Source organism: Brevundimonas sp. D3-1P, assembly GCF_055809335.1.
Genome location: NZ_CM147908.1, coordinates 831,575 through 857,593 on the forward strand (window position 1 = coordinate 831,575; position 26,019 = coordinate 857,593).

The 26,019-nt window shown below is 65.8% G+C and carries 27 protein-coding genes, 1 tRNA gene and 1 other annotated feature; of the genes, 13 read left to right on the plus strand and 15 right to left on the minus strand.

Annotated elements, in window-relative coordinates:
• Positions 1-336 precede the first annotated feature (336 nt).
• Entirely contained in the window at positions 337-1,605 is a 1,269-nt protein-coding gene (gene clpX, locus AC0L6G_RS04190) for an ATP-dependent Clp protease ATP-binding subunit ClpX (RefSeq protein ID WP_150823963.1), read from the minus strand.
• Between the two features lie 194 nt (positions 1,606-1,799).
• On the opposite strand from clpX, the gene AC0L6G_RS04195 reads away from it, so the two are divergent.
• Positions 1,800-2,447 (plus strand): HAD-IB family hydrolase, encoded by a 648-nt coding sequence (locus AC0L6G_RS04195; RefSeq protein WP_293827123.1) that lies wholly within the window; start codon positions 1,800-1,802, stop codon positions 2,445-2,447.
• Positions 2,448-2,450: 3 nt separating this feature from the next.
• On the opposite strand, the gene AC0L6G_RS04200 is transcribed toward AC0L6G_RS04195, so the two are convergent.
• The 4 genes from AC0L6G_RS04200 to tig form a co-directional block, all read right to left on the minus strand.
• Positions 2,451-2,771, minus strand: a complete 321-nt coding sequence (locus AC0L6G_RS04200) for a hypothetical protein (protein ID WP_150823965.1) — start codon at positions 2,769-2,771, stop codon at positions 2,451-2,453.
• A 73-nt stretch (positions 2,772-2,844) separates the two neighbouring features.
• Positions 2,845-3,492 carry an ATP-dependent Clp protease proteolytic subunit gene (locus AC0L6G_RS04205; RefSeq protein ID WP_473253211.1) on the minus strand — a complete coding sequence of 216 codons (648 nt, stop codon included), beginning with the start codon at positions 3,490-3,492 and terminating at the stop codon, positions 2,845-2,847.
• A gap of 95 nt (positions 3,493-3,587) precedes the next feature.
• On the minus strand, positions 3,588-4,499 hold the full coding sequence (locus AC0L6G_RS04210; RefSeq protein WP_293827122.1) for a hypothetical protein: 912 nt from the start codon (positions 4,497-4,499) through the stop codon (positions 3,588-3,590).
• 105 nt (positions 4,500-4,604) lie between these two features.
• The gene (tig, locus tag AC0L6G_RS04215) at positions 4,605-5,948 is read right to left on the minus strand and encodes a trigger factor (protein ID WP_473252914.1); all 1,344 of its coding nucleotides are present in this window, start codon (positions 5,946-5,948) and stop codon (positions 4,605-4,607) included.
• Between the two features lie 203 nt (positions 5,949-6,151).
• Here tig and AC0L6G_RS04220 point away from each other — a divergent pair, with 203 nt between their 5' ends.
• On the plus strand, positions 6,152-6,853 hold the full coding sequence (locus tag AC0L6G_RS04220; protein ID WP_473253212.1) for an MBL fold metallo-hydrolase: 702 nt from the start codon (positions 6,152-6,154) through the stop codon (positions 6,851-6,853).
• Between the two features lie 3 nt (positions 6,854-6,856).
• Here the strand turns inward: AC0L6G_RS04220 and AC0L6G_RS04225 are convergent, their stop codons facing one another.
• Positions 6,857-7,144, minus strand: coding sequence for a hypothetical protein (locus tag AC0L6G_RS04225; RefSeq protein WP_473252916.1), 288 nt, complete (start codon positions 7,142-7,144; stop codon positions 6,857-6,859).
• A gap of 140 nt (positions 7,145-7,284) precedes the next feature.
• On the opposite strand from AC0L6G_RS04225, the gene AC0L6G_RS04230 reads away from it, so the two are divergent.
• Both AC0L6G_RS04230 and AC0L6G_RS04235 read left to right on the plus strand, forming a co-directional pair.
• Positions 7,285-7,443 carry a hypothetical protein gene (locus AC0L6G_RS04230; protein WP_167400472.1) on the plus strand — a complete coding sequence of 53 codons (159 nt, stop codon included), beginning with the start codon at positions 7,285-7,287 and terminating at the stop codon, positions 7,441-7,443.
• Positions 7,444-7,569: 126 nt separating this feature from the next.
• Positions 7,570-7,788: a con-10 family general stress protein gene (locus tag AC0L6G_RS04235; RefSeq protein ID WP_291535242.1), complete on the plus strand. Its 219-nt coding sequence runs from the start codon at positions 7,570-7,572 to the stop codon at positions 7,786-7,788.
• A 106-nt stretch (positions 7,789-7,894) separates the two neighbouring features.
• On the opposite strand, the gene egtB is transcribed toward AC0L6G_RS04235, so the two are convergent.
• The 7 genes from egtB to AC0L6G_RS04270 all read right to left on the minus strand — a co-directional run bounded on the left by egtB (position 7,895) and on the right by AC0L6G_RS04270 (position 16,527).
• Entirely contained in the window at positions 7,895-10,033 is a 2,139-nt protein-coding gene (egtB, locus tag AC0L6G_RS04240) for an ergothioneine biosynthesis protein EgtB (RefSeq protein ID WP_473252918.1), read from the minus strand.
• Positions 10,034-10,192: 159 nt separating this feature from the next.
• Positions 10,193-11,404: an acyl-CoA dehydrogenase family protein gene (locus tag AC0L6G_RS04245; protein WP_293827117.1), complete on the minus strand. Its 1,212-nt coding sequence runs from the start codon at positions 11,402-11,404 to the stop codon at positions 10,193-10,195.
• Positions 11,405-11,508: 104 nt separating this feature from the next.
• Positions 11,509-11,814 carry an SCP2 sterol-binding domain-containing protein gene (locus tag AC0L6G_RS04250; protein WP_291535247.1) on the minus strand — a complete coding sequence of 102 codons (306 nt, stop codon included), beginning with the start codon at positions 11,812-11,814 and terminating at the stop codon, positions 11,509-11,511.
• A 261-nt stretch (positions 11,815-12,075) separates the two neighbouring features.
• Positions 12,076-12,354 carry a SemiSWEET family sugar transporter gene (locus AC0L6G_RS04255; RefSeq protein WP_291535249.1) on the minus strand — a complete coding sequence of 93 codons (279 nt, stop codon included), beginning with the start codon at positions 12,352-12,354 and terminating at the stop codon, positions 12,076-12,078.
• Entirely contained in the window at positions 12,351-12,812 is a 462-nt protein-coding gene (locus AC0L6G_RS04260; protein WP_291535251.1) for a low affinity iron permease family protein, read from the minus strand. Before AC0L6G_RS04260 ends, AC0L6G_RS04255 begins: the two co-directional genes overlap by 4 nt.
• A 29-nt stretch (positions 12,813-12,841) precedes the next feature.
• Positions 12,842-14,329: an amidase gene (locus AC0L6G_RS04265; protein ID WP_293827116.1), complete on the minus strand. Its 1,488-nt coding sequence runs from the start codon at positions 14,327-14,329 to the stop codon at positions 12,842-12,844.
• Positions 14,263-16,527 (minus strand): S9 family peptidase, encoded by a 2,265-nt coding sequence (locus AC0L6G_RS04270; protein ID WP_293827114.1) that lies wholly within the window; start codon positions 16,525-16,527, stop codon positions 14,263-14,265. The genes AC0L6G_RS04265 and AC0L6G_RS04270 overlap by 67 nt, the downstream gene beginning before the upstream one ends.
• Positions 16,528-16,634: 107 nt before the next feature.
• On the opposite strand from AC0L6G_RS04270, the gene AC0L6G_RS04275 reads away from it, so the two are divergent.
• Complete coding sequence (locus AC0L6G_RS04275; protein WP_293827113.1) at positions 16,635-17,477, plus strand: ferredoxin--NADP reductase; 843 nt, start codon at positions 16,635-16,637, stop codon at positions 17,475-17,477.
• Positions 17,478-17,516: 39 nt separating this feature from the next.
• Positions 17,517-17,849 (plus strand): chorismate mutase, encoded by a 333-nt coding sequence (locus tag AC0L6G_RS04280; protein WP_293827111.1) that lies wholly within the window; start codon positions 17,517-17,519, stop codon positions 17,847-17,849.
• Positions 17,850-18,061: 212 nt separating this feature from the next.
• On the opposite strand, the gene AC0L6G_RS04285 is transcribed toward AC0L6G_RS04280, so the two are convergent.
• The gene (locus tag AC0L6G_RS04285) at positions 18,062-18,415 is read right to left on the minus strand and encodes an Hpt domain-containing protein (RefSeq protein WP_293827109.1); all 354 of its coding nucleotides are present in this window, start codon (positions 18,413-18,415) and stop codon (positions 18,062-18,064) included.
• Entirely contained in the window at positions 18,415-19,827 is a 1,413-nt protein-coding gene (locus AC0L6G_RS04290) for an amino acid permease (protein WP_293827108.1), read from the minus strand. Before AC0L6G_RS04290 ends, AC0L6G_RS04285 begins: the two co-directional genes overlap by 1 nt.
• A 160-nt stretch (positions 19,828-19,987) precedes the next feature.
• On the opposite strand from AC0L6G_RS04290, the gene AC0L6G_RS04295 reads away from it, so the two are divergent.
• From AC0L6G_RS04295 to arsH, 7 genes are all read left to right on the plus strand, one after another.
• Positions 19,988-20,063, plus strand: a tRNA-Lys gene (locus AC0L6G_RS04295).
• A gap of 1,019 nt (positions 20,064-21,082) precedes the next feature.
• Positions 21,083-21,133: a sequence feature (sul1 is cis-regulatory element that is thought to sense ions involved in sulfur or methionine metabolism; They are found in Alphaproteobacteria), on the plus strand.
• A 48-nt stretch (positions 21,134-21,181) separates the two neighbouring features.
• Positions 21,182-22,666: a SulP family inorganic anion transporter gene (locus AC0L6G_RS04300; RefSeq protein ID WP_291535263.1), complete on the plus strand. Its 1,485-nt coding sequence runs from the start codon at positions 21,182-21,184 to the stop codon at positions 22,664-22,666.
• Positions 22,666-23,244, plus strand: a complete 579-nt coding sequence (locus tag AC0L6G_RS04305) for a hypothetical protein (protein WP_291535265.1) — start codon at positions 22,666-22,668, stop codon at positions 23,242-23,244. The genes AC0L6G_RS04300 and AC0L6G_RS04305 overlap by 1 nt, the downstream gene beginning before the upstream one ends.
• A 172-nt stretch (positions 23,245-23,416) precedes the next feature.
• The gene (locus tag AC0L6G_RS04310) at positions 23,417-23,752 is read left to right on the plus strand and encodes an ArsR/SmtB family transcription factor (RefSeq protein WP_291535266.1); all 336 of its coding nucleotides are present in this window, start codon (positions 23,417-23,419) and stop codon (positions 23,750-23,752) included.
• Between the two features lie 6 nt (positions 23,753-23,758).
• On the plus strand, positions 23,759-24,181 hold the full coding sequence (gene arsC, locus AC0L6G_RS04315; RefSeq protein ID WP_291535267.1) for an arsenate reductase (glutaredoxin): 423 nt from the start codon (positions 23,759-23,761) through the stop codon (positions 24,179-24,181).
• Complete coding sequence (arsB, locus tag AC0L6G_RS04320) at positions 24,181-25,269, plus strand: ACR3 family arsenite efflux transporter (protein WP_291535268.1); 1,089 nt, start codon at positions 24,181-24,183, stop codon at positions 25,267-25,269. Before arsC ends, arsB begins: the two co-directional genes overlap by 1 nt.
• Positions 25,269-26,012, plus strand: a complete 744-nt coding sequence (gene arsH / locus AC0L6G_RS04325) for an arsenical resistance protein ArsH (protein WP_473252923.1) — start codon at positions 25,269-25,271, stop codon at positions 26,010-26,012. Before arsB ends, arsH begins: the two co-directional genes overlap by 1 nt.
• Positions 26,013-26,019 lie beyond the last annotated feature (7 nt).

Genomic DNA, 26,019 nt, shown 5'->3' on the forward strand with positions numbered 1-26,019 from the left:
GGTTCAAGCGTGGCGGGCGAACGGCCCACATCTGCGTGGCCGCAGAGTGTTTTCGGGGCCGGACATGCGCGTTTCTCCCCGCGCCGGACGGCTGCGAAGTGGGATGGAGGGCTGGGCGGAGCGCCTCTCAGAATCCGTCATCCTCGGCCTTGTGCCGAGGATGACGAGGACGGAGGGGCCCTGCGCCGCATCGCGGGCGCCTGTGGGACGTCAAGAGCCGCTCAACCTGTCCCCCCTCCCCACGTTGTGGGAAAGAGACGATGTGGATTGGACTGGCGCGAAAAAGGCCGGGGAAGTCGCCCTCCCCGGCCCTTGTCTTCATGCGGCGATCGTCCGTCAGGCGGCGCCGTCGGCCTTCTTCTTGGAGGCTTCGGAGTAGATCAGCAGGGGCTGGGCCTTGCCGTCGATGACTTCGGCGTTGACCACCACCTCCTCGACGCCCTCGAAGGTCGGCAGTTCGAACATGGTCTCCAGCAGTATGCCTTCCAGGATCGACCGCAGACCGCGCGCGCCGGTCTTGCGGGTGATGGCCTTTTTGGCGACGGCGATCAGGGCGTCGTCGGTGAAGGTCAGTTCGACATTCTCCATCTCGAACAGGCGCTTGTACTGTTTGACCAGGGCGTTCTTCGGCTCGGTCAGGATCGTGACCAGGGCCGCCTCGTCCAGGTCTTCCAGCGTCGCCAGGACCGGCAGACGGCCGATGAACTCGGGGATCAGGCCGAAACGCATCAGGTCGTCCGGCTCGACGCCCTTGAGGATGTCGCCCGTCCGGCGTTCGTCGATCTCCTTGACCTGGGCGCCGAAACCGATGGAGGCGCCGGCCCCCCGCGCCGAGATCACCTTCTCCAGCCCGGCGAAGGCGCCGCCGACGATGAACAGGATGTTGGCGGTGTCGACCTGCAGAAACTCCTGCTGCGGATGCTTGCGCCCGCCCTGGGGCGGCACGGAGGCGACGGTGCCTTCCATGATCTTCAGCAGGGCCTGCTGCACGCCCTCGCCCGAGACGTCGCGGGTGATCGACGGATTGTCGGACTTGCGGCTGATCTTGTCGATCTCGTCGATATAGACGATGCCGCGCTGGGCCCGCTCGACATTGTAGTCCGACGCCTGCAGCAGCTTCAGAATGATGTTCTCGACATCCTCGCCCACATAGCCGGCCTCGGTCAGGGTGGTGGCGTCGGCCATGGTGAAGGGTACGTCGATGATGCGCGCCAGCGTCTGGGCCAGCAGCGTCTTGCCCGAGCCGGTTGGCCCGATCAGCATGATGTTGGACTTGGCCAGTTCGACGTCGTTGTTCTTCGTCGCGTGGTTCAGGCGCTTGTAGTGGTTGTGCACCGCGACCGACAGCACCTTCTTGGCGTGAGCCTGGCCGATGACATAGTCGTCCAGGACATCGCGGATTTCCTTGGGCGAAGGCACGCCGTCGGTCGTCTTCTTGAAGCCGATCTTGTGCTCTTCGCGGATGATGTCCATGCACAGTTCGACGCACTCGTCGCAGATGAACACGGTCGGGCCCGCGATCAGTTTGCGGACCTCGTGCTGGCTCTTTCCACAGAACGAGCAGTACAGGGTGCTTTTGGCGTCAGAGCCGGCTGCTTTGGTCATAGACCCTTATCTCACTCCCGCGGCGCGAACCGAAATGGGCCGCAACGCGCTTCCTCCACATTGATTCCAGCACACTGGATGCGAAGGTCTTCAAAAAATGACAATCACCCATCACACGTTCCACGACAACCCCGAAGGCGATGGGGGATGGTCGCACAACGTGGATGGGCCAGTGTCGACGGGGATCAAGGCGAATGTCTGACATGGGAAATCCGGGCGCGCGGCGCCAGTCCCCGCGCCCCGGCCAGCCGATCGTAGCCTTCGATTTCGACGGCACGCTGACGATTCGCGACAGCTTCACCGAGTTTCTGCGCTGGCGCGCCGGACCGGGCGGCTGGGCGCTGGGCCTGGTCAAGCTGGCGCCGGCGCTGGCGGCCTATGCCCGCGACCGGGACCGCGGACGAATCAAGGCGGCCTCGGTGCGCGAGTTCCTGCGCGGGTTGGATCGCCGTACGCTGGAAGTGGAGGCGGCGCGGTTCGCCGACCAGGCCTGGCCCCGCTTCATGCGGCCGGACGCGCTCAAGGTCTGGGACGACTGGGGCCGGCGCGGAGCCTTTCGCGCCATCGTGACCGCCTCGCCCACGGTCACGGTCGCCCCCTTCGCCGCTCGGCTGGGCGCCGAGGCCCTGCTGGGCACCGAATTCGTGTTCGACGCGGACGACCGCGTCACCGGCGCATTCGCCGGCCCCAACTGTCGCGGCGCGGAAAAGGTGCGGCGGCTGAAGGCGGCCTATGGCGACGCCATGACCCTGGCCGCCGCCTACGGCGACACCTCGGGCGACGCGGAAATGCTGGAGATGGCCCAGGAGGCCGGCTTTCGCGTGTTTCGCGAAAAGCCCTGACCCTCAGTTGCCGTCGGCGTCGACGTCGAACACCATCGGCTTGCCGCGCGTGGCGGGGTCCCAGCCGGCCGCGATGATGGAGGCGACGGCGGTCTTGACCGCATCGACGTTGACGCGCTGTTTCTCGACATCGGGACGGCCGTTCGGGCGCAAGGGCGCCGGGAATTGCACGATGGCCTCGCGCCTGTAGTCGGCGTGGCGCAAAGACACGGCCATGCCTTCCCAGACATTGCCGCCGACGGGCCGGGGCTGGCGGCGCAGCTCCCACACATAGGTCTCGCCATCGACCTCGATCCGGCCGGTCTGATCTCGCGTGAGCTGCATGAGGGTTCCGATAGCACGAATGAAAAGGGCGCGCCGCGATGGGCGCGCCCTTGCCGTGTCCGATTCGGCCGGGTCAGTGGCCGGGAGTCTTCTCCCCGTCGGCGTCGGCCTGTTCGCGGCGGTCATAGACATGGTCGACGATGCCCCAGGCCTTGGCTTCCTCGGCCGACATGAAGTGGTCGCGATCCAGCGTCTTCTCGACCTCCTCGTAGGTGCGGCCGGTATGGTGGACGTAGATCTCGTTCAGGCGGCGCTTGGTGTAGCGGATGTCGGCTGCGTGCAGTTCGATGTCCGACGCCTGCCCCCGGAACCCGCCCGACGGCTGGTGAACCATGACCCGCGCATTCGGCAGGGCGATCCGCTGGCCCGCGGCGCCGGCCGTCAGGATCAGCGAGCCGGCCGAGGCGGCCATCCCCATAACCACGGTCGAGACCGGCGACTTGATGTATTGCATGGTGTCGTAGATCGCCAGCGCCGACGTCACCTGACCGCCGGGGCTGTTGATGTACATGGAGATTTCCTTCTTCGGATTTTCCGATTCCAGGAACAGCAGCTGGGCGCAGATCAACGACGCCATGCCGTCCTCGAACGGCCCCGTCAGGAAGATGATCCGCTCGCGCAACAGGCGCGAGAAAATGTCGAAGGAGCGCTCGCCGCGGCTGGATTGCTCCACCACCATCGGGACGAGGTTCATATTCATCAGTTCGATCGGATCGCGCATGGAGGCCTTTTCGTCGTTGTCACCTGCGGCCACAGTCGATGCGGCGGCTTGCATTCAGCATATCGCGTTCGATGTCTGCGTATGCAAGCACCGGGTCAGTCCGCTGGAGACTCTTCTGGCCCAGAGGCGGCGCGGCGGCGTCTGGATTCCAGTCGGTCCGAGACCGCCGCTTCCTGCGCGCGCGCCGAAGCGCGATCGGGCTCCGCCTCGTACAGAGCATGCAGATAGGCGAAGTCCCAGTCCGTCATTCCCGTCACGCCCTCAGGCGCGTTGAACAGGTTCAGGATGGTCGGCTGATCCGAATAGTCGGACCGCGGATCGACCTGCGCGAGCACCACCATCGCCGTGTAGTCCAGCAGGGCCGGCAGAAGGACCCCATTGGCCTTGGTCATGTCGATGACGACCGTCGCCGAGCTAAGATCGTAACGAAGTGGCGACCGCATTCGGCTGACGTTTCGGGAGGCGATGGTCGGTGGATCCTCCCCAGCGACGCGCGCCGCGAGTCGCCCTGTATCTGCGGATACAGGCAATGAGATATGCCACCAGCGCACGGGCGCTTCGCTGGTCTTGAATCGATCCAGCGCAGCAAGACCCATATTGGTGTTGTCGATCGGCGGTCGGAATCTACGACGCCAACCTTCGACCAAGGCGGACGCGACGGCCGGGCCGTCGTCGGCGGCGATCACCAGGACATTTGGCGAACAACCGGGCGCTCCGACGCTTATTCCAAGGTCGTCCGCGATGTCGCCTATGCGATCGGCCAGCATCTGGCCGTAGGGCGCTTTCATATTGGCTACGCTGACGCAGATCGGCGTGTTCCATCGTCCCAATCGAGCGCCGGCCGGGGCCGCCGCGACGCGCTCAACGAATTGGCGCGCAGCCTGCCGCGTCGAACGGCCCTCGACCGTGATGTCCTCGAGGTCCACAGGCGGGGCCGTGGGGACAGGGTCCTGAGCCTGGGCGCCGGATACGAGAAAAGCGGCCAGAAACGCGCCAGACAGGGACATGAGATTCAGCCTCGGAAAGCAAAAAGGGCCCGCATCGCGGACCCTTGAAGCCTTACAGAAGAAGACAGCGCAACCGCCAGTTAAACGATTGTAATCCGCCAGGGATCAGCCTTCTTCCTCGTCCTTCAGCAGCTCTTCCTTGGTGATCGGCTTGTCGGTCACGTCGGCGACGCCGACGATCAGGTCGACGACCTTTTCTTCGTAGATCGGGGCGCGCATCTGGGCGGCGGCGTTGGGGTTCTGGCGGTAGAAGTTCAGGACGGCCTGCTCCTGGCCCGGATAGTTGCGGGCTTCCTGGAGCAGGGCGGCGTTCAGTTCCTGGTCCGTGACCTGGACGTTGTTGGCGCGGCCGATCTCGGCCAGGACCAGACCCAGGCGCACGCGGCGCTCGGCGATCTTGCGGTATTCGGCCTTCAGGTCCTCGTCGGACTTCTTGGCGTCTTCCTCGGGCAGGCGGCCGGCGGCCTTGTCGGCCTCGACCTGTTGCCAGATGCCGTCGAACTCGGCCTCCACCATCTTGGGCGGCAGCGGGAAGTCGTGGGCCTCGTCCAACTGGTCGAGCAGGGCGCGCTTCAGCTTGAAGCGGGCGGCGCCGGCGTACTGCTGGTCCAGGTTGGACTTCAGCAGCTCCTTCAGCTTGTCCAGCGATTCCAGGCCGATGCGGGTGGCGAAATCGTCGTCGATCTTGGATTCGGCCTCGGCCTTGATGGCCTTCACCTTGATGTCGAAGGTGGCCTTCTTGCCGGCCAGATGGGCGGCCTGATAATTCTCGGGGAAGGTGACTTCGATGGTCTTTTCCTCGCCGACCTTGGCGCCGGTCAGCTGCTCCTCGAAGCCGGGGATGAAGCGGCCCGAGCCGATCACCAGGTCCGCGTCCTCGGCGGCGCCGCCTTCGAAGGGCTCGCCGTCCAGCTTGCCCAGGAAGTCGATCGTCAGCTGGTCGCCCTCGGCGGCCTTGACGCTCTTGCCCTTCTTGTCCTCGTAGGTCTTGGCCTGACCGGCCAGTTCCTTGAGGGCCTCGTCCAGATCGGCGTCCGACGCTTCATAGGTCGGGCGTTCCAGCTTCAGGGTCTTGGGATCGACCGGCTCGAACTCCGGCATGATCTCCAGCGCCATTTCATAGGCCAGGTCTTCCTGACCGGCGATGACCTTGTCCATGTCGGAGGTCAGCTTCATCTCGGCCGGGGCGGCGGGGCGAATCTTGGCTTCGTCCAGGGCCTTCTGGCTGGTTTCGTTCAGCTCGGCGTTGATGATCTCGCCCATGAATTCGCGGCCGAAGGTCTTCTTGACGTGGGCGACCGGCACCTTGCCCGGACGGAAGCCCTTCAGCTTCACCTGCGGGGCGACTTCCTTGACGCGGGCGTCGAGCTTCTCGTTCAGCTCCGCGACGGGAATAGTGACCGCGATCACGCGGCTCAGGCCTTCGTTCGACTTTTCGACGACTTGCATGGTCGGGACTTCTGACGCTCTGGGGCGCATGGCCGTGGGACACGGCGGGCGCGGAATGGATAAAGCAAGAAGGCCGCCCCGCCCGGTCATGGGCAGCAGCGGCGCCTCGAAGCCCGCCCTTATGTCGAGAAGGGCCCCAAAGGTCAACGCGAGCGTGATCCTGACCTGTGGTTTCGCGCATGGGGCCGCCCTATGTTGTCGCGATGAACCAGTCGGCCCCTCCCATCGGCGTCTTCGTCACGCCCGTCACCCCGCTTCAGCAGAACTGCACGACGGTATGGTGCGCCGTAACCAAAAAGGCCGCGGTCGTCGATCCCGGCGGTTCGGTGGATGCGATCGTGGACGAGGCGGCGCGGCGCGGCCTGACGCTGGACCAGATCTGGATCACCCACGGGCACCTGGACCACGCGGGCGGGGCCGCCGAAATGCAGGAGAAAACCGGCGCGCCCATCGTCGGGCCGCACAACGCGGATCAGTTCTGGATCGACCGGATCGTGGAAAGCGGCCGCATGTACGGCCTTCCCGACGCCCGCCCCTTCGCACCCGACCGCTGGCTTGAGGATGGCGATGTCGTCAGCCTGGGCGAAACCCGATGGGAGGTGCGGCATTGTCCCGGCCACACGCCCGGTCACGTGGTCTTCTTCAACCGCGCGGCGCGATTCGCCCAGGTCGGCGACGTGCTGTTCAAGGGATCGGTGGGGCGCACCGACTTTCCGATGAGCGACCCGCCGGCCCTGATCCGGTCGGTGGTGGAAAAGCTGTGGCCGATGGGCGACGACGTGACCTTCGTGCCGGGCCACGGGCCGATCTCGACCTTTGGCGAGGAACGGCGCACCAACCCGTTCGTGTCCGACGCCGCGCTTGGTCGCGCGCCGATCCGGCGCGAGCCGACCGGACCCGCCTGAGTCTCAGCGACGCAGCATCATGCCGATGATCACGCCAAGGCCCAGCGCATAGAGGGTCATGCGGATCGGTTCGTCGCGTATGCCCTCGCGGGCGTCGTCGATCTGGTCCGCGACCTTCTGGCGCACCCGCTCGGCGTCGTCCTTGACGGCCTGGCGAATGGAGGCGACCGAGCCCTCATCCTCTCCCGAGGCCAATATGGCGTCGGCCTCTCGGTCCAGCCGCTGGGTCAGGCCGTCGTCTTCGACGACGATGTCGTCGGGGGTCGGGGCGGCGATGGGGCTCTGGGTCATGTCGATCTCCGGGTTCGGTCAAGAAACCAGCAGGGCGCGCGCAGGTTCCGCCGCGGCCGCCCGCCCCTGCGGCATGAAGGCGCGCAAGGTCGAACGCGGCCGCGCGCCAGGCGTTGTTCCTCCGTCGAAAGGAAAACGCCATGACCTATATCGAACCGACGCCGGCCGGCGCGCCGCAGCCTGAAATCCCGCCCGCTCCGCCGCCCGAACCGGAAATCCAGCCCTCCGACACGCCCGACGAGCTTCCCCCGCTGGAGCCCGGCGGCGGCGATGAAGGGGATTCCCGACCGTATGGTTGACGGGGCGAATCGAGCCGTGCGGAGATGCTCAGAGCCGTGACAGTAAAACAGGGTTCCGAACGGAACCGTCACCGAGTCACTGGGTTCACTTCAGCAAGCGCAACGGCGATACTGAAAGGAACACCGATGGACAGCCAACCCACCCGACCCTCCGGCGTTTCCAAGCGAGGCTTCGCTTCCATGGACCCGGAACGTCAGCGCGAAATCGCCCGCAAGGGCGGCGCCAGCGTACCTAGCGAGAAGCGCAGCTTCTCACAGGATCGCAGCCTCGCCGCCCAAGCCGGCCGCAAAGGCGGCGAGGCTTCGCACGGCGCGAAAAAGGATCCGGCGGAGAAGCCGGCCTAGGCGGCTTCACGTCCCAGCCGATCCTGACGCAACCGATTCAGGGGCGGCCCATCGCATGGGCCGCCCCTTTCTTATGTCGGCTCATGTCGGTCCCGGAACGGGGCTGTCAGCCTCGGAACAGCGACAAGGCCACGCTGGGTTCGGGCGAGACGTCGATGCGCGACACCGACCATCCCGCCGCCTCGGCCATCGACCGGATCGTCTCGGGCGTGAACTTGCGCGAGCTTTCGGTGTGGATCGTCTCGCCCTCCAGGAAACGGAAGGTGCGGCCGTCGATGCGGGCCGTGGTCGGGGCGATCGCGCGAAGATGCATCTCCATTCGCGATGTCTCCGGGTTCCACACCGCCTGGTGCGCAAAGGCGTCCAGGTCGAAATCGGCGTGCAGCTCGGCGTTGGCGCGGGCCAGCAGATTCTTGTTGAAGGCCGCCGTCACGCCTCGGGCGTCGTCATAGGCGGCGACCAGGACGCCGGCGTCCTTGACCATATCGGTTCCCAGGATGAACAGACTCCCCTCCCCCAGCATCCGCCGCGCGGCGGCCAGGAACCGCACGGCCTCGTCCGGTTCCAGATTGCCGATGGTCGAACCGGGGAAGAAGCCGATCCGACGCCCCCGAGGCAGGTCGTCCGGAAGGCGCGACAGGTGTTCGAAATCGCCCAGCAGCGGTTGGACCCGCAGACCGGGATAGTCCGCCCCGATCCGTCGGGCGGCGTCCGCCAGGGCGCTTTCGCTGATATCCAGCGGCACATAGGCCCCCAGGTCCGGCGCCGCGTCCAGCAGGATGCGGGTCTTTTCGCTGGCGCCCGACCCGAACTCGACCAGCACGGCGCCGGGCCCGAAATCGGCGGTCAGGTCCCCCGCCCGTTCGCGCAGCAGCGCCGTTTCCTGCCGCGTGGGATAGTATTCCGTCAGGGTGGTGATGTCCTCGAACAGGCGCGAACCCTCGGCGTCATAGAACCATTTGGGCGGAACGGCCTTCTGCGGCTGCGACAGGCCCCGGATCATGTCGCGCCGGAAGGCGGCGGTCTGGGCGTCGTCGCCCCGCGTCGGGGACGGGTCGCGCCGGGGCGCGTCGGCGTCTGCGGCTAGTCTCAGACCCATGAAGGCCCACCTTTGCTGGGGATAGTAGAAGTTGCGATAGGTCCGTCGCGCATGGCCGGGCGGCGTGGCGAAGGCGCCGCCGCGCAGCACCATCTGATTGGCCATGAACTTGCCGTTGTATTCGGCGGCCGTCCCTGGCGTGGGCTGGAACCCCGGATAGGGGGCGTAGGCGCTGGCCGTCCACTGCCATACCTCGCCCGACAGATTGGAGAAGGCGGCCGGATCGGTCGCGGCCGCATGCTCCCACTCCGCCTCGGTCGGCAGGCGTTTTCCGGCCCAGCGCGCATAGGCGTCGGCCTCGTAGAAGCTGATGTGGCGCACCGGCGCGTCGGGATCGACGGGCGCGCGCCCCGCCAGCCCCATCGTCGTCCAGACGTCGCCGTCGCGGCGCCAGTACAGGGGCGCGGTCCAGCCCTCGGCCTTCACCGTCGCCCAGCCGTCCGCCAGCCACAGGTCCGCCCGGCCATAGGCGTCGTCGGCCATGAAGCGCAGCCAGTCGCCGTTCGTCACCAGATCGGCGGCCAGGGCGAACGGCTCCAGCCAGACCTTGTGCGCGGGGCCTTCGTTGTCGAAGGCGAAGCCGGCGCCGTCGTGGCCGATAAGGGCCAGTCCGCCGTCGAAGGCGACCATGCCGCCTCGCGCCGGTTCGGGCGGCGCGCGTCGCGGCTCGACCCGATAGGCGGCGGGATCCAACGGCGATCGCGACATCAGGTTCAGCACATCCATCAGGAACAGCTCCTGATGCTGCTGATCGTGGTTCAGGCCCAGTTCCAGCAGATAGCGATGCTGGCCGCCCGACGGCGACCGGGCCAGCCAGTCGATCATTCGCCGGTCGATCTCGCGCCGATAGGCCAGGACTTCGTCGACCGAGGGCCGGGTCATGAGCCCCCGCTGGTCGCGCGCCACGCGCTGGCCCAGCGCTTCATAGTAGGAGTTGAACAGTTGCTGGAAGCGAGGATCGACCGGCCGATAGTCCGGGTCGTCGGCCAGGATCATCGCCTCGAAGAACCAGCTGGTGTGCGCGAGATGCCATTTGCCGGGGCTGCAGTCGGCCATGGCCTGGGCCGAAAGGTCCTCGACCGACAGGCCGCCTGCAAGATCGACCATGGCCGCGCGCACGGCCCGATAGCGCGCAACGTCGGACATCGCCCCGGGAGCCGTCTGGAGGAGCGCATTCATGTCAGCCGTTCCGTGCGAGAGCGCTCGACGACCCCGACCTGGCGTCCTGTCTTTCCATGGAACGTCGAACGTCAGAGGGGACCGGCGGTTCCCAACCGATTGGGCGGAAAGGACTTTGCGACCGCCTCAGCGAACGGGCCGCCCGCCATGCTTGGCGTATTCCAGCCGCGCGATGGTGCGGTTGTGCACCTCGTCCGGGCCGTCGGCGATGCGCAGGGTGCGCACTCCGGCGTAGATTTCCGCCAGCGGCGTGTCGCCCGACACCCCCGCCCCGCCAAAGGCCTGGATCGCGTCGTCGATGACCTGCAACGCCATCTTCGGCGCTGCGACCTTGATCTGGGCGATCTCGGAGCGGGCGTTCCTGGCCCCGACCTCGTCCATCATCCAGGCGGCCTTCAGCACCAGCAGGCGGCACATCTCGATATTGGTGCGCGCGTCCGCCACGCGCTGTTCCCACACCGAATGTTCGGCCAGCTGCTTTCTGAAGGCGGTGCGGTTCAGAAGCCGCGTCACCATCAGCTCCAGCGCCCGTTCCGCCGCCCCGATCACGCGCATGCAATGGTGGATGCGGCCCGGCCCCAGCCGCCCCTGCGCGATCTCGAAGCCCCGCCCTTCGCCGGCGATCAGGTTTTCGACCGGCACCCGCACATTCTCCAGCACCACCTCGGCATGGCCGATGGGCTTTTCGTCATAGCCGAAGACCGACAGCATCCGCTCGACGCGGAAACCGGGCGTGTCCACGGGCACGATGATCTGGGACTGCTGGGCGTGGGTCGCGGCGTCGGGGTCGGTCTTGCCCATGACGATGGTCACGGCGACGTTCGGATGGGCCATGTTGGTCGACCACCATTTGCGGCCGTTGATCACATAATGATCGCCGTCGCGCTCGATCCGGGTCTGGATGTTGGTGGCGTCCGAGGAAGCGACCTCCGGCTCGGTCATCAGGAAGGCGGAGCGGATTTCGCCGGCCATCAGCGGCTTCAGCCAGCGGTCCTGCTGGGCGGCGTCGCCGTACATGTGCAGGACTTCCATGTTTCCGGTGTCGGGCGCGTTGCAGTTGAACACCTCGGCCGACCACAGATGCCGCCCCATCATCTCGGCCAAGGGGGCGTATTCCAGATTGGTCAGGCCGGCCCCATGCTTGCCCGGCAGGAACATGTTCCAGAGGCCCGCCTCGCGGGCGGCCGCCTTCATGGCCTCCATGACCGGCGGCTGGCGGGTTGGATCCTGACGCACCTCGGCGAAATATTCAGCCTCGCGCGGGATCACCTGCTCGTCGAGAAAGCGGCGGACGCGGGCGTGCCAGTCCAGGGCGCGGTCGGAATGTTTGAAGTCCATGTCGTTTCCTCTTTCTCGTTCGCGCTTCTGCCGAGCGCTGGATACGAAGACGGCGCGCCCCCGGTCAGGAGACGCGCCGCCGCAGATCGGTGCTCAGACCGGCATCAACGCTTCAGCAGCGGCGCCAGCTTCTGGGCGATCATCATGTCGCCGGCGATCTTCAGCTTGCCCTGCATGAAGGCCATCATCGGGTCCAGCTTGCCTTCCGACAGGGCCAGGAAATCGTCCCACTTGATCGAGACGGTGGCGTCGGCGGGCTTGTCTTCGTTCGTGACCGTGTTCGGCGTGGAAGCGCCGTCGATGAAGATCTTGCCCTGGTCGCCCAGGTCGAGCTTGACGGTCTTGCCGAGGCCGGAGTTGTCGCCGACGGCGCCGCGGATGTGTTCGGTGACTTGTGCGAGATCGGGCATTGGGGGCGTCTCCCTGTTGGACGTGGTCGTTACGGGTTAGCCCGCATCGGCGAGGGCGCCAAGATCACGTCGGGGAAAGCTTGGTCACTTCTCCTCGGGGTCGCGCGCGTAAAGGCTGGCCGCGCCGACGGCGGCGATGAAGAAGACGAAGGCCGCGACGATGGCGGCGACGAAGGGGACGGCGGCTTCGGGCATCGGAAAGCTCCTCTGCGCGCCTAGTGGCCGAAAGACGCTTCGCTGCGCCTTGACCAGGATCAAATCTCACGCATCCGGATCGCCGTCGCGGAACCGCCATTTCATGACCAGCACGCCCGAGGCCATCACCAGGGCGCAGGCGTTGGCGATGGTGACGGGCCAGGCCTTGGTCATCGCCCCGTACACCACCCACAGGACGAAACAGGTCACGGTCAGGGAATAGGTCTTCAGGCTGACCGATGAGGCGTCGCGTTCCTTCCAGATCTTGACGGCCTGGGGGGCGAAGCTGGTGATCGAACACAGGGCCGCCGCCGAGCCGACGACATTGGCGATCAGGTCGCTCATTTCGGGGCGCGCCCCGCACGCGCCGACTTCGGCTGTTCCGCTGCGATCTCCTCGACGCGGGAAGCGCGCCGGCCGCGAATGGGCCCGGCAGGCTCGCCGGCGTGGACCGCCAGAGCGCGCCGCTCGACCTCGGCCAGAATGGCGTCCAGCTCGCGCTCGGTCAGGTGCTCGATGCCGATGAAGCGGGCGTCGGCTCTGTTCACCGCATAGATCAGTTCGTCCAGCTTGGCGTGCATGGCGCAGGCGTCGCGGTTCTGGGTGTTCTGGATCAGGAAGACCATCAGGAATGTGACGATCGTCGTCCCGGTGTTGATGACCAGCTGCCAGGTCTCGCCGAAGCCGAACACCGGCCCGCTCGCCGCCCACAGCAGGACCACGGCGAAGCAGCCGACGAAGGTCCAGGGATTGCCCGCCCACTTCGCGGTCCGATTGGCGAAACGGATGAATATCTTTTCCATGAAGCCTGCCTGCGGCGGCCGCGCCCTGGTCAGGGACGCGGCGTGGGCGGCCGTCGCGCCTGCGTCGCCTGTTCGAAAGCGTAGCCGAGTGAAAGGATGCGCGCGTCGTCCCATTTGCCGCCGATGAAGCTGAGCCCCACCGGCATCCCCCGGTCGAACCCCATCGGCACGGTCAGGTGCGGATAGCCCGCGACCGCCGCCAACTGGCCGGCGGACCCCAGCATGTCGTCCTCGTCCCTGGGATCGTTGGTCCAGGCGCGCGAGGTCGTGGGCGCGATCAGGGCGGCCAGCCGATGCTGGCGCATCAGCCGGTCGATCCCTTCGGGTCCCGCCAGCCGAAGCGACGTCGCCCGCGCCTGGATGTAGTCGGGATCGTCCAGACCCCCGGTCGCCTGGGCCTGTTCGAAGATGTCCTGGCCGAACAGCGCCGTCTCGCGCGGTTCTGCGACGTTGAACGCGATCACGTCGGCCAGGGTGCGGGTGCGAACCTGTTGCGGGTCAGTCGAGGCCAGATAAGCGTTCAGGTCGTGCTTCAACTCATGCAACAGAACCTTGAACTCCGCCGCCCCTATGGCCTGGTCGTCCGGTCCGTCCGGCAGATCGACCAACACCGCCCCGGCGTCGCGCAGGGCCTTCAGATTCTGTTCGAACACCGCCTGCGTCTCGGGCGAATAGCCCTTCAGGAACCGCATCACCCCGATCCGCGCGCCGCTCAGCGAACCGGCGTCCAGGGCGGCGGCGTAATCGACCCTGCGCGCATCGGCCTCGACCGTGGCGGCGTCGGCGGGGTCGGACCCGGCGATCACGGTCAGGACGCGCGCGGCGTCGCGCACCGTCGCCGCCATCGGCCCGGCGGTGTCCTGTGAATGGCTGATCGGGACGATATGGGTGCGCGACACCAGGCCGACCGTGGGCTTGAAGCCGACCACGCCGTTGACCGAGGCCGGGCAGGTGATCGAGCCGTCCGTCTCCGTGCCGATGGCGACCGGAACCAGCCCCAGGGCCACCGCCGCCCCGCTGCCCGACGACGAGCCGCAGGGCGTCCGCGCCGGATCGTAGGGGTTCAGCGTCTGCCCCCCGACCGCGCTCCAGCCGCTGATCGAATCCGATGCGCGGATATTGGCCCATTCCGACAGATTGGTCTTGCCGACGATGGCCGCGCCCCCGGCGCGCAACCGCGCCGCCAGCGGCGCGTCCCGCCCCGGCGCGTTCGCCGCCAGCGCCAGCGATCCGGCGGTCGTGGGCATGTCCGCCGTCTCGATATTGTCCTTCAACAGGATCGGCATGCCTGACAGGGCGCCGACGCCATGGGGCGAAGTCGCGCTCCAGCGTATCACCGCATGGGCGGCGTCCGCGGCGCGCCCGGCCTGGACCACCGCTGCGGGAGACGGATAGGCCCCCTGCCCCGCCGCGCAGCCCGACAGGACCAGCGCGGCGGCGACGACCGAGATCAGTCCGCCTGGGGTTCGGCCCGCTTGCCGATCGTGCGGTCCAGGAAGTCCAGATAGGTGCGCCATTGCTGCAGTTGCCTCGGATCGCCGCGGACGCCGTGCCGCTGGCCGGGATAGAGCATCATCTCGAACGGCGCGCTCTTGGCCTGCAGGGCGTCGATCACGCGCGTCGCATTGCCGAAGATGACGTTGTCGTCGGCCATGCCGTGCAGGATCAAAAGCCGCCCCGTCAGGTCGTCCAGACGCGGCAGGATGTCGGTCGCGGCGTAACCCTCCGGGTTGGCCTGGGGCGTCGACATATAGCGTTCGGTGTAGTGGGTGTCGTACAGGCTCCACTCCGTCGGGGCCGCGCCCGCCAGGGCCGCCGCCAGACCGGCGTCCTTGTCCGTCAGGGTCAGCAGGCTCAGGAAGCCGCCGAAGCTCCAGCCCATCACCGCGATATGGTCCGCATCGACGTAAGGCAGGGTCTTCAGCCATTGCGCGGCCTGGGCCTGGTCCTCGACGGCGGGGATGCCCAGGCGGCGATAGATGCTGGTCTCGAACGCCTGCGACCGGTCGCCCTCGCCGCGATTGTCCAAGCGGAAGACGATATAGCCCGCCTCGGTCAGCAACTGGTTGGTCAGGGGCTGCCAGCTTTTCTGCACGCCCGCGCCTGTGCCCGGTCCGCCATAGACCTGCATCACCACCGGATATTTCTTGGAGGGGTCGAAGTCGGGCGGCGTGGTCATGCGCCAGACCAGGGTCTGGCCGTGGCTCTGCATCGTGCCGAACTCGGGCGTGCGCAGCCGCGAGGCGTAGGGCGCGAACGGATGGCCCGCGTCCAGCCGGTTCTCCTCGATCCAGCGCACCCGCGTCCCGTCGATCCGGTACAGCGCCGACTGCGGCGGCGTCTGCGGATCGGAATAGTTGCCGACATAGGCCGTCGCCGGCCCGTTGACCGACACCGTCCACCAGCCGCCGCCCGGCGTCACCGCCACCGGATCGACCGTGCGGTTCAGATTGGCGCGGAACATCTGCTGTTCGATCGGCAGTTCCTTGCCGTCGCGCATCGAGGCGGTGAAATAGACGTCGCCCGTCTGTTCGTTGACTCCGTCCAGATGCTTGACGGGATAGTCGCCGCGCGTGATCGCCCGCAACCGCCGCCCGTTGCGGTCGTACAGATACAGGTGCCGCCAGCCGCTGTCTTCGTTGGACCAGATGAACCGGCCGTCCGACAGGACGCGGAAGTCGTCGTTCAGATCGACCCAGGCAGCCGCCTTCTGGCTCAGGATCACGCGCGAGGCGCCGGTCGTCGGATCGACGCTCAGCAGGTCCAAAGTCTTCTGGTCGCGCGACTGGCGCTGGACATACAGGGTCTTGCCGTCGCCGGACCAGTTGACCCGCGCCAGATAGATGTCGGTATTGGCCCCCAGGTCCACCTTGACCCGCGCCCCGCTGTGCAGGTCGCGCACATAGAGCTCGACCACCGCATTGGGCCGGCCTGCGCGGGGATAGCGTTGCTCGACCATGGTGGCGCCGCCGCCGGTGATCTCGAAGCGCGGCACGATATCGACCGGGCTTTCGTCCACGCGCGTCAGGGCGATGTAGCGTTCGTCCGGGCTCCACCAGTATCCGGTGTCGCGGTCCATCTCCTCCTGGGCGATGAACTCGGCCGTGGCCCAGCTGATCAGGCCGGCGCCGTCGTCGGTGATCGGCGTCTCTTTGCCGCTCGCTAGGTCATAAACGACCAGGTTCTGGTCGCGGACATAGGAAACATAGCTGCCCTTGGGCGAAACCTTGGCGTCGATCTCGTCGGCCCGCGTCTCGGTCAGACGCCGCACCTTGCCGTCCGCGCGATTGGCCAGGAAGATGTCGCCTTCCAGCGGCGCCAGGATATAGCGCCCCTGCTGATCCCATGAATATTCAACGACGCCCCGCGCGCTGATCCGCATCCGCTCGCGCCGCGCCTTTTCGGCCTCCGACAGCTCGCCCGCGTCGGGAACCAGCGCCCGTGCATCGATCAGCTTGTAGGGTTCGCCCTCACCGGTCGGTGCGGCCCACAGGTCCTGCACATCCACATTGTCCTCGCGCGAGCGCAGGAAGGCGACCAACTGCCCATCGGGCGACAGACTGACCCCCTTGGCCACCGGCCCGTTCAGGCTGGGGCTGGAGAACACCCGCTCGGGCGTCAGGATGTCGGAGGGCGTCTCCTGCGCCCATGCCTGGCCTATTTGGGCCGAGGTGGCGGACAGGAGGATGGTCGAGGCGAGAAGGACGGTGCGCATGGCCGGGACGCTAGCGGCGCTTCTGCAAGCCGTCACGAGGAAATGTGGTCGCCGCGCGAAAGGCTTTCCTTCCCTGCGAAGGGTTCTCACATTAGAGAGGCCCCACCATGACAGACGCCGCCCTCTCCCCCTCTCCCGTCAAGGCCAGCCCGTTCAACGAACTGGAGGTTCTGTGGGTCCGCCACTGGACCGACAGCCTGTTCAGCTTCGGCGTGAAGCGGCCCGAGGATTTCCGTTTCCGCTCGGGCGAGTTCGTGATGATCGGCCTGCCGGGCGAAGCCAAAGACGGAGTACCGGGAAAGCCGATCCTGCGCGCCTATTCCATCGCCAGCCCCTGCTGGGCCGAGGAGCTGGAGTTCTTCTCCATCAAGGTCGCCGACGGCCCCCTGACCTCGCGCCTGCAGAAGATCCAGCCCGGCGATGTCGTCCTGATGGGCAAGAAGCCGACCGGCACCCTGGTCCTGGACGCCCTGACCGGCGGCGAGCGCCTGTTCCTGATCGGCACCGGCACGGGCCTGGCGCCGTGGCTCAGCGTCGCCCGCGACCCGGAGACCTATTCCCGTTTCGGCCACGTCTATGTGATCCACACCGTGCGCAATGTCGCCGACCTGGCCTACCGCGACTTCTTCACCCGCGAAATCCACGACGATCCCCTGATCGGCGAAGAGGCCCAGGCCCAGCTGACCTATTATCCGACGGTCACGCGCGAGGATTTCGAAACGCCCAGTCTGTTGAAAAAGGGAAGAATCACCGACCGCATCAGGTCCGGCGACTTCTTCCGCGACCTGGGCCTGCCCGAAGGCTTCGACCCCGCCCGCGACCGCGCCATGCTGTGCGGCTCCATGGCCATGATCAAGGAAGCCGGCGAACTGCTGGAGACCTATGGGCTGAAGGAAGGCTCCAACGCCGAACCCGCCGACTACGTCCTGGAACGCGCCTTCGTCGGTTGAGGGTTGAAAAGTCCGCCTATCCCGGCGAAAGCCGGGCCCATGCATCACCCCGCTCTTGTCGCCGTCGACGCCCGCGTCGATCCCGTCGAATGCCAGTCGATGGCCGAGGTCCGCCAGGGCGTCGACGCCCTGGACCGCGCCCTGGTGGCCCTGATGGCCGAGCGCCAGCGCTACATGGACGCCGCCGCCCGCATCAAGCCCGACCGCGACGCCGTCTTCGATCAGGCCCGCATCGACGACGTCGTGGCCAAGGTTCTGGCCGCCGCCGAAGTTCATCGCCTGTCGCCCGACATCGCCGAACCCGTCTGGCGCCTGCTCATCGACCGCTGCATCGCCCACGAGTTCGCGACCTACGACCGGACTCGCCGTTAGGCGGGCGAACGCCAGCCTTCCTAGTCGGGCAAGAACTTCGGCTTGATTTCAAGACTTTGAGCCGCAGCAGCGTCAATCGACCTGCCGCTTCTCCCGGGCGTCGTATAGTGGCCGTCCGGTCTTTGACATCGCTGCCGCGCCTGGCCTGCCGAAGTTGGACGGACTTGGACACTTGGACTGTTTTTTCCGAGTCCAACTTTCGCCGGACAGCCTCAGGCCTTCAGGCCGCGCAGCATCAGTTCGTGGCGATAGGCCGCCACGTCCGCCAGCGCCGCCTGCATCGCGTCGCGCACCCGCTCCAGCGCCGGCGCGGCCAGCATCTGGTCCACCCCCTCCGCCTCGGCGCAGACGGCCGCCAGGTCGCGCGCGCCGATCCCCGCCGCCGCACCCCGGATCGTATGCACCGCGTCGCGCCAGCCTTCCGCCTTGGGGTCCAGCAGGGCCGACCACAGGGCGGCCTGGTCGACGAACAGGCCCAGAACCTCCTCGTCGATCGCCTCGTCGCCCCCCGTCATGCCGTTCAGCACGGCGAAGTCGACCGCCCCGGTCAGATCGCGACGCGCCATCAGGCGGCCGTCTCCTCGCCCCTGGCCAGGCGCGAATGCCTGGACGACCACAGCAGATAGATCGCCACGCCCAGCGCGTTCCAGATGACGAAGCCGATCTGCGTCACCGACTTCAGGCTCAGGAAGAAGACGATGCAGCCGATCACGCTGATGGCGCCGACCAGCGGCCACAGCGGCGCCTTGAACACCCGTTTGCGATTCGGCTCGCGGATGCGCAGCACGATCAGGCACACGCCGACGGAACAGAAGGCCGCGAGCGTCCCCGCATTGGCCAAAGACGCCAGTTCGTCCAGCGGCAGCAGGCCCGCCAGGATCGCCACCACGACGGCGGTGAACACCGTCACCACCGCCGGCACGCCTCGGCTCGACACCTTGGCCAGGCGGCGCGGCAGCAGGCCGTCGCGCGCCATGCCCAGGAAGATGCGGCTCTGGCCGAACAAAAAGGCCAGCAGCACGGTCGGCAGGGCCACAACCGCCGCCGCCGCGATCCACTGGGCCGCCGTCCCCTGCCCCATCTGGCGCAGGATCAGGGCCAGGGGCTCGGGGCTGTCGGCGAAGGTCGCCACCGGCCGCGCGCCGATGGCGGCGGCGGCCACCACCAGATACAGCGCCGTGCACACCAGCATGGAGCCGACGATGCCGATGGCCAGGTCGCGTTCCGGCTTCTTGGTTTCTTCCGCCGCCGTCGAGATGGCGTCGAAGCCGTAGAAGGCGAAGAAGATGATCGCCGCCGCCGCCATCACCCCCGTCTGGACGAAGGGCGCGCCGAAGCCGTTGGGCATGAAGGGCGTGAAATGCTCGGGCTTGAACGCCGGCAGGGCGATGGCGACGAACACCACCAGGGCCGCGATCTTGATCAGCACCAGCACCGCGTTCAGCGTCGCGCTTTCCCGGGTTCCCAGCAGCAGCAGGCCTGTCACCACCCCGATGATGGCCACCGCCGGCAGATTGACGATCCCGCCCGCGTGCGGCCCGGCCGTCAGGGCGGCCGGCAGGTCGATCCCCAGCCCGCTCAGGAAGCCGACCGCATAGCCGGACCAGCCCACCGCCACGGCCGAAACGACCAGCGAATATTCCAGGATCAGGCTCCACCCCACGATCCAGGCGATCATCTCGCCCAGCACCGCATAGGAATAGGTGTAGGCGCTGCCCGCCGCCGGCATCATGGTCGACAGCTCGGCATAGGCCAGGGCCGCGCAGGCGCAGACCAGGCCCGCCAGGCCAAAGCTGATCAGAACGGCCGGCCCCGCCAGCCCCGCCCCGACCCCGATCAGCGTCAGGATGCCGGTGCCGACGATGGCCCCGACGCCCAGGGCCAGGAGGTGCGGCCAGCTCAGCGTCGGCTTCAACCGCGGCCCGTCGTGCGGCGCCAGCATGGCGTCGATGGATCGACGCCGGTTCCAGAAGGCCATGATGCGAACTCCCCTCGCCGCCGCCCGGCGGCTGATTCCGCCGGGACCATAGCCCGCGAAAGAAAGTTTTCGAAACCGCTTGCCAACCCCCGAACCGCTGGGTAGTAGGAGCGCCCTTCGGCAAGGGCGTCCGCCCCGCCGAGGACATGACGATCGGTGTGGGTGATTAGCTCAGTCGGTAGAGCAGCTGACTCTTAATCAGCGGGTCGTAGGTTCGAACCCTACATCACCCACCATCGTCCCCTTGATTTCATTGAATATTTAGCCATCTCGACCGAGCTCTATCGTCGGGCCATCCTTTAGGACGGCGATTAGGACGGTAGTTAGGACGGTGGATTGCGGTTGGTGTTGCCCGATAATCTAGCCGTCGCGACCCCGGCACGGTTCCGACCGTAAACTCGCGGATGGTCGGAGATGACACAGCCGCTCAAACTTACGCCCCTCGCTTCCGAATCGGAGACCTCTGGTGGCTGCGCACATGGCAAAATCAACTGACTCACCCGCACGCTCTCGCTATCTGAGGACGCCCGAAGCAGGCCACTTTCTGGGCCTTTCAGGGCGAACCCTAGAGAAACACCGCACGTACGGAACTGGACCGACCTACCGAAAGATCGGAGGTCGAGTGATCTATGCAGTGCACGACTTGGAAGCTTGGGCCGATCTCGGTCTACAGAACTCGACTGGGGAGCCCAAGAGTCAGATCCGAGCGGCTAAGCCACAGGATGGAGGACGTGCCGCGATTTGAGGCGCGGGCGTCTGAACCATCCCCACTCGATGGTTCGATTGCTCAGAAGGCGCTGATTTATCAGCGCCTTTTTAGCGTGCTCACGCTCATGCCGTCAGCATTACCGTCGTCGAAGGGCGACTTATGAAAACAAAGAGGAATTTGCCCGAGATAAAATTCGAGTGATGTCGCTGTCTATCGATAGACGCATGACAATACCGGTTCTTTTAGGCGCAGCCCTCGTGATCCAGCACCGCCTCAAATCACTAAGATGAATACCGACTCCTAGCCAATCCTTACGAGACGATACCGTCATCTCAACGCTCGGCCAATATCATCAATGCACCAGAACCTGTCATTCACTGACGACCCGAAACACGACCTTCAGAGAAGGAGCCAAGGGCTGTTTTTCGGCGTTTAATCTAGGGCTAGCTCCACTCTTCGCGAAGATCATCAGGTTGTATGCTGGCGCAACCGAAGCGCAGAGCCGGTTGCCTTCCACAACGATTTGCTGCATCTGCGCAGTCGTCATCAGGACCCGGAGACGGGTGGCTACCCCGGGCGCCGATCCCTCGGGAAACGAGAACGAAGCATCGCCGCGCGCGAGCCGTTCAACCGACAGACTGATAAATGACCCTCATATCTTCGGCGCGCCAGCAGTGGCTCGCCAACCCACGTCGCGATCTACTCGCAGGCACCGTCGTGGCTTTGGCGCTGATTCCGGAAGCCATCGCCTTCTCCATCATCGCCGGCGTGGATCCCGCCGTTGGCCTCTACGCCAGCTTTGTGATCGCCGTGACCATCGCCTTCGTGGGCGGACGTCCGGCGATGATCTCGGCCGCCACGGGTGCCATGGCGCTCCTGATGGTCACCCTCGTCCGGGACCACGGACTGGAATATTTGTTCGCCGCCTCGCTGCTTTGCGGCTTGTTCCAGATCATCGTCGGCCTGTTCAAGCTGGGCCGCTACATAAAGTTCGTATCGCGCAGCGTCATGACCGGCTTCGTCAACTCGCTGGCCATCCTGATCTTCCTGGCCCAGATGCCCGAACTGATAGGGTCCAACTGGCAGACCTTCGCCCTTGTCGGCGCGGCCCTGGTGATCATTTACGGACTGCCGCGCCTGACCAATGTCGTGCCCTCGCCTATTGTCGCCATCGTGCTGCTGAGCGGGTTCGTCATCTGGACCGGGCTCGACGTCCGCACCGTGGGCGACATGGGCCAGATGCCATCGACGCTACCGATATTCCATATCCCCTCCGTGCCCCTGACCTGGGAGACGCTGATGATCATCGCCCCGATCTCAGCCACTCTAGCCTTCGTCGGGCTGCTGGAAAGCCTGCTGACGGCCAACCTGATCGACGACATCACTGACACTCCGTCCGACAAGGACCGGGAGACGCGCGGTCAGGGCATCGCCAACATCGCCTCATCCCTGTTCGGCGGCATGGCCGGCTGCGCCATGATCGGCCAGTCGATCATCAACGTGACCTCGGGCGCGCGGGGGCGGCTTTCGACCCTGTGGGCCGGCCTATTCCTGCTGTTCCTGATCCTTGTGCTTCAGGACTGGGTCGCCCGGATTCCCATGGCGGCGCTGGTGGCGGTGATGATCATGGTTTCGGTCGGGACCTTCGACTGGGGTTCGGTGCTGAAGCTGAGATCGACTCCGATCCAGTCGTCGATCGTTATGATCGCTACGACGGCAACGGTGGTGGTCACCCACGACCTGTCCAAGGGCGTCGTTCTGGGCGTCATCCTCTCCGCCGTCTTCTTCATGCGGAAGGTCGGCAAGACCGTCGTCGTCCAAGAGATCGAGACCGAACAGGACGGTGTGCTGCGCTACCGGGTGACCGGTCAGCTCTTCTTCGCCTCGGCTGACTTTTTCGCAGCAGCCTTCGAACACCACGGCCATCCGACCCGGGTTGAGATCGATATGACCGACGCGCACCTTTGGGACCTCACGGGTGTCGCTGCGGTCGACAAGGTGGTCTTCCGCTACCGCCGCCAAGGGGCGCAGGTCGATCTCATCGGGATGAACGAAGCAGGGCGGACGTTGATCGACCGCGTCGGCAAACACGACAAGGACCATCTTCCCTCCGGTTCGGCAGCCCACTGATGACCGCGATCAGCGAGACCTCCACAAGGCGCTTTCAGGCTCTGATCGCAACGATTTCTGAGCTCGCGAAGACCGTTCGACCTGACAGCCACGTTGCGCTGGCCGATCGCAGTAGTCCCACCGTCGTTCAACGGCTGGACCTCGACACGGGAACCTTGAGCGGGGGAGAAGCGACTTACGACGTGGTCATTCTGGACAGCGAAGCGTCACGACGCCTGTCGACCGCTGACGTCGCCGATCTGTTTCAGCGCCTCAGCGCAGAGGGGGTGATCGCCATACACCTCCGACCTTCGCTCATGCCGGTGCTGCGGAAGCTCTTTCGGCGACGCAGCGACGATGTCGGTCAAGACCCCTTTCTTCGCGGTCTGCCTCGATCTGAAGCGGCCCTCCTCGCGTCTCGACTGTGTGTGCGGCAACTGAAGGTCCATGCCCGCCCCAGGCACGTCGAGCGCTGGGTGATCGGGAGCGCCGCGCCGCTCGTTGACACTCGTTATCGAGATCAGATTGGCAGGGTTGCTACGGATTATCTGAGAGCCGTCGGCCCCATCATCGGCGGGGGGCACATTCCGAGCATTTGATACCGAGGTCCACATACCACCCTGAGCGGTCACGGAGACTCCGCCCAGAACACGACATTCCGTGTGCTGAAGTCCGCTTTCAGGCGCGATGCCTTTATCGCAAAATCGACCCAAAGGAGACTTTTCGAAGACGCAGATTGTCACGCTTCGATTATTCCCGTAATAACGAAAGATGGACAACGAGCTCGCTGTCAGATGCTTCTCAGCTCTGGGTCATCCCCGGCGGTTGGAGGTTCTCCGGTTGCTGATCAGACACGCTCCCGACGGCCTTAGAGCCGGGAGCATCGCGCAGGAGTTCGGACAGCCCGCCAGCACCATGTCGTCCCATCTTCGCATATTGTCGGATGCGGGTCTGGTGTCGTCCCAGCGCAAAGGCCGAGAAATCTACTTCGCCCCAGACATTGATCGTCTCAGAGATCTGGTCTTGTTCCTCGTAGCCGATTGCTGCGGCGGCGAGGCGGTCAAGTGCGGGCCCTTGCTGGCCGAACTCCTGCCCTGCTGCCCCTGAGCCCCCATGGACATCGTCATCTATCACAACCCCGCTTGCGGGACCTCGCGCAACACCCTGGCCCTGATCCGTCACGCCGGGATCGAGCCGCACGTCATCGAATATCTGAAGACTGCGCCATCGCGGGCGATGGTCGCTGAGTTGGCGGCGCGGACGGGTCAATCGCTTCGGACGCTGCTACGCGAGAAGGGAACCCCATATGCGGACCTCGGCCTCGGCAACGACGCGATCACCGACGAACAACTCCTTGACGCCATAGAAGCGCACCCGATCCTGCTGAACCGGCCCCTCGTGGTCTCACCGCTCGGCGTCCGTCTGTGTCGTCCGTCAGAGGCAGTGCTGGACCTTCTCCCTGCTGAGGGGCTCAAGCCCTCCATCAAGGAAGACGGAGAGGTCGTCATCGACCAGACAGGGCGAAGGGTCCGCTGATGGTTGATACCCCCGTCGCCTATGACAACGAGCCGCGTCGGCTGTCCTTCCTGGACCGTTGGCTGACGCTCTGGATCTTCGTGGCCATGGGGCTGGGGGTGCTGCTGGGCACCGTGGTTCCCGGCCTGCCCGGGTGGCTGGACAGTCTGTCGGTGGGATCGTCAAACATCCCCATCGCCATCGGGCTGATCCTGATGATGTATCCGCCGCTGGCGAAGGTGAAATACGAGGAACTGCCGCGCGTTTTCGCCGACAAGCGGGTGCTGGCGCTGTCGCTGTTCCAGAACTGGGTCCTCGGCCCGGTGCTGATGTTCGCGCTGGCCGTGATTTTCCTCCGCGACCAACCGGAATACATGACCGGCGTGATCCTGATCGGGCTGGCCCGGTGCATCGCCATGGTGCTGGTCTGGAACCAGCTTGCGAGAGGTGACAACCAGTATGTCGCGGGGCTGGTGGCCTTCAACTCCATCTTCCAGATCGTCTTCTTCAGCGCTTACGCGTGGTTTTTTCTGTCCTTCCTGCCGCCGGTGCTGAGGCTGCAAGGCAGCGTCGTCGACGTCAGTTTTTGGACCATCGCGGGGGCCGTCCTGGTTTATCTCGGCTTGCCCTTCCTCGGCGGGTTCCTCACGCGCCGCGTGCTGATCGCGCGCAAGGGGGCCGACTGGTATGAGCGCCGCTTCCTGCCGCGCATCGGCGCAATCACCCTAATCGCCCTGCTGTTCACCATCGTCGCCATGTTCAGCCTGAAGGGCGGGGACGTGGTGGACCTGCCGCTCGACGCGCTGCGCATCGCGATCCCTCTGACCATCTACTTCCTCGTCATGTTCGTGGTCAGCTTCCTGATGGGTAGGCTGATCGACGCCGACTACCCGCGCACCACCGCGCTGGCGTTCACTGCCGCCTCGAACAACTTTGAACTCGCCATAGCCGTGGCGATTGCAGCTTTCGGACTGGCCTCGCCGGTCGCGTTTGCAGCTGTCATCGGACCGCTTGTCGAGGTGCCGGTGCTGATCCTGCTGGTGTCTGTCGCCCTGTGGCTGGGTCGCCGGTTCTTCCCTGCGACGGCTCCGACGAAGGATGTGTGCTGATGGATCGCTTGCGCGTGTTAACTGACCCGGACGATCTGCCCGCCCTAGACCCCGACCATCTCTCAAGGACACCGGCGTCCGCCCTTGGTCTGAGCCATCGTCCGCCCCGCATCCTGCTCCTCTACGGATCGCTGCGTCAGCGTTCCTACTCCCGGCTTTGCGTCGAGGAAGCAGCGCGCTTGCTCAAGTTCATGGGCTGCGACATCCGCATCTTCGACCCCTCGGACCTGCCCCTGCCCGGCTCCCCCGGTGACGAAGATCATCCGGCGGTCAAGGAGCTACGAGAACATGCCTTCTGGTCGGAGGGCATGGTCTGGTGCAGCCCGGAACGGCACGGGCAGGTCTCAGGCCTAATGAAGCTGCAGATCGATCACCTGCCGCTGAGCATCGGCGGCGTGCGACCCACGCAAGGTCGGACATTGGCGGTCATGCAGGTGTCTGGTGGCTCGCAGAGCTTCAACGCGGTGAATACCCTGCGTCTGCTAGGCCGGTGGATGCGGATGATTACAATCCCGAACCAGTCCAGCGTCGCAAAGGCGTATCAGGAGTTTGACGATAGCGGGCGTATGAGGCCGTCCAGCTACTATGACCGGATCGTCGACGTGATGGAGGAGCTTGTCCGGTTCACCGTGCTGACGCGGCCCTACGCCGCTGAACTAGTCGACAGGTATTCCGAGCGGAAATCTGCGGCAGCCACAATCGATGTGGATCGGCGTGGAAAAGGGACCCCGTTAGCGGTGTGATCGGCGT

Bases quoted from the DNA above. Each gene is read 5' to 3' on its own strand.
- clpX (WP_150823963.1), bottom strand. From the start codon at position 1,605: ATGACCAAAGCAGCCGGCTCTGACGCCAAAAGCACCCTGTACTGCTCG.
- AC0L6G_RS04195 (WP_293827123.1), top strand. From the start codon at position 1,800: ATGTCTGACATGGGAAATCCGGGCGCGCGGCGCCAGTCCCCGCGCCCC.
- AC0L6G_RS04200 (WP_150823965.1), bottom strand. From the start codon at position 2,771: ATGCAGCTCACGCGAGATCAGACCGGCCGGATCGAGGTCGATGGCGAG.
- AC0L6G_RS04205 (WP_473253211.1), bottom strand. From the start codon at position 3,492: ATGCGCGATCCGATCGAACTGATGAATATGAACCTCGTCCCGATGGTG.
- AC0L6G_RS04210 (WP_293827122.1), bottom strand. From the start codon at position 4,499: ATGTCCCTGTCTGGCGCGTTTCTGGCCGCTTTTCTCGTATCCGGCGCC.
- tig (WP_473252914.1), bottom strand. From the start codon at position 5,948: ATGCAAGTCGTCGAAAAGTCGAACGAAGGCCTGAGCCGCGTGATCGCG.
- AC0L6G_RS04220 (WP_473253212.1), top strand. From the start codon at position 6,152: ATGAACCAGTCGGCCCCTCCCATCGGCGTCTTCGTCACGCCCGTCACC.
- AC0L6G_RS04225 (WP_473252916.1), bottom strand. From the start codon at position 7,144: ATGACCCAGAGCCCCATCGCCGCCCCGACCCCCGACGACATCGTCGTC.
- AC0L6G_RS04230 (WP_167400472.1), top strand. From the start codon at position 7,285: ATGACCTATATCGAACCGACGCCGGCCGGCGCGCCGCAGCCTGAAATC.
- AC0L6G_RS04235 (WP_291535242.1), top strand. From the start codon at position 7,570: ATGGACAGCCAACCCACCCGACCCTCCGGCGTTTCCAAGCGAGGCTTC.
- egtB (WP_473252918.1), bottom strand. From the start codon at position 10,033: ATGTCCGACGTTGCGCGCTATCGGGCCGTGCGCGCGGCCATGGTCGAT.
- AC0L6G_RS04245 (WP_293827117.1), bottom strand. From the start codon at position 11,404: ATGGACTTCAAACATTCCGACCGCGCCCTGGACTGGCACGCCCGCGTC.
- AC0L6G_RS04250 (WP_291535247.1), bottom strand. From the start codon at position 11,814: ATGCCCGATCTCGCACAAGTCACCGAACACATCCGCGGCGCCGTCGGC.
- AC0L6G_RS04255 (WP_291535249.1), bottom strand. From the start codon at position 12,354: ATGAGCGACCTGATCGCCAATGTCGTCGGCTCGGCGGCGGCCCTGTGT.
- AC0L6G_RS04260 (WP_291535251.1), bottom strand. From the start codon at position 12,812: ATGGAAAAGATATTCATCCGTTTCGCCAATCGGACCGCGAAGTGGGCG.
- AC0L6G_RS04265 (WP_293827116.1), bottom strand. From the start codon at position 14,329: ATGGCGCACCTATCTGGACTTCCTGGACCGCACGATCGGCAAGCGGGC.
- AC0L6G_RS04270 (WP_293827114.1), bottom strand. From the start codon at position 16,527: ATGCGCACCGTCCTTCTCGCCTCGACCATCCTCCTGTCCGCCACCTCG.
- AC0L6G_RS04275 (WP_293827113.1), top strand. From the start codon at position 16,635: ATGACAGACGCCGCCCTCTCCCCCTCTCCCGTCAAGGCCAGCCCGTTC.
- AC0L6G_RS04280 (WP_293827111.1), top strand. From the start codon at position 17,517: ATGCATCACCCCGCTCTTGTCGCCGTCGACGCCCGCGTCGATCCCGTC.
- AC0L6G_RS04285 (WP_293827109.1), bottom strand. From the start codon at position 18,415: ATGGCGCGTCGCGATCTGACCGGGGCGGTCGACTTCGCCGTGCTGAAC.
- AC0L6G_RS04290 (WP_293827108.1), bottom strand. From the start codon at position 19,827: ATGGCCTTCTGGAACCGGCGTCGATCCATCGACGCCATGCTGGCGCCG.
- AC0L6G_RS04300 (WP_291535263.1), top strand. From the start codon at position 21,182: ATGACCCTCATATCTTCGGCGCGCCAGCAGTGGCTCGCCAACCCACGT.
- AC0L6G_RS04305 (WP_291535265.1), top strand. From the start codon at position 22,666: ATGACCGCGATCAGCGAGACCTCCACAAGGCGCTTTCAGGCTCTGATC.
- AC0L6G_RS04310 (WP_291535266.1), top strand. From the start codon at position 23,417: ATGGACAACGAGCTCGCTGTCAGATGCTTCTCAGCTCTGGGTCATCCC.
- arsC (WP_291535267.1), top strand. From the start codon at position 23,759: ATGGACATCGTCATCTATCACAACCCCGCTTGCGGGACCTCGCGCAAC.
- arsB (WP_291535268.1), top strand. From the start codon at position 24,181: ATGGTTGATACCCCCGTCGCCTATGACAACGAGCCGCGTCGGCTGTCC.
- arsH (WP_473252923.1), top strand. From the start codon at position 25,269: ATGGATCGCTTGCGCGTGTTAACTGACCCGGACGATCTGCCCGCCCTA.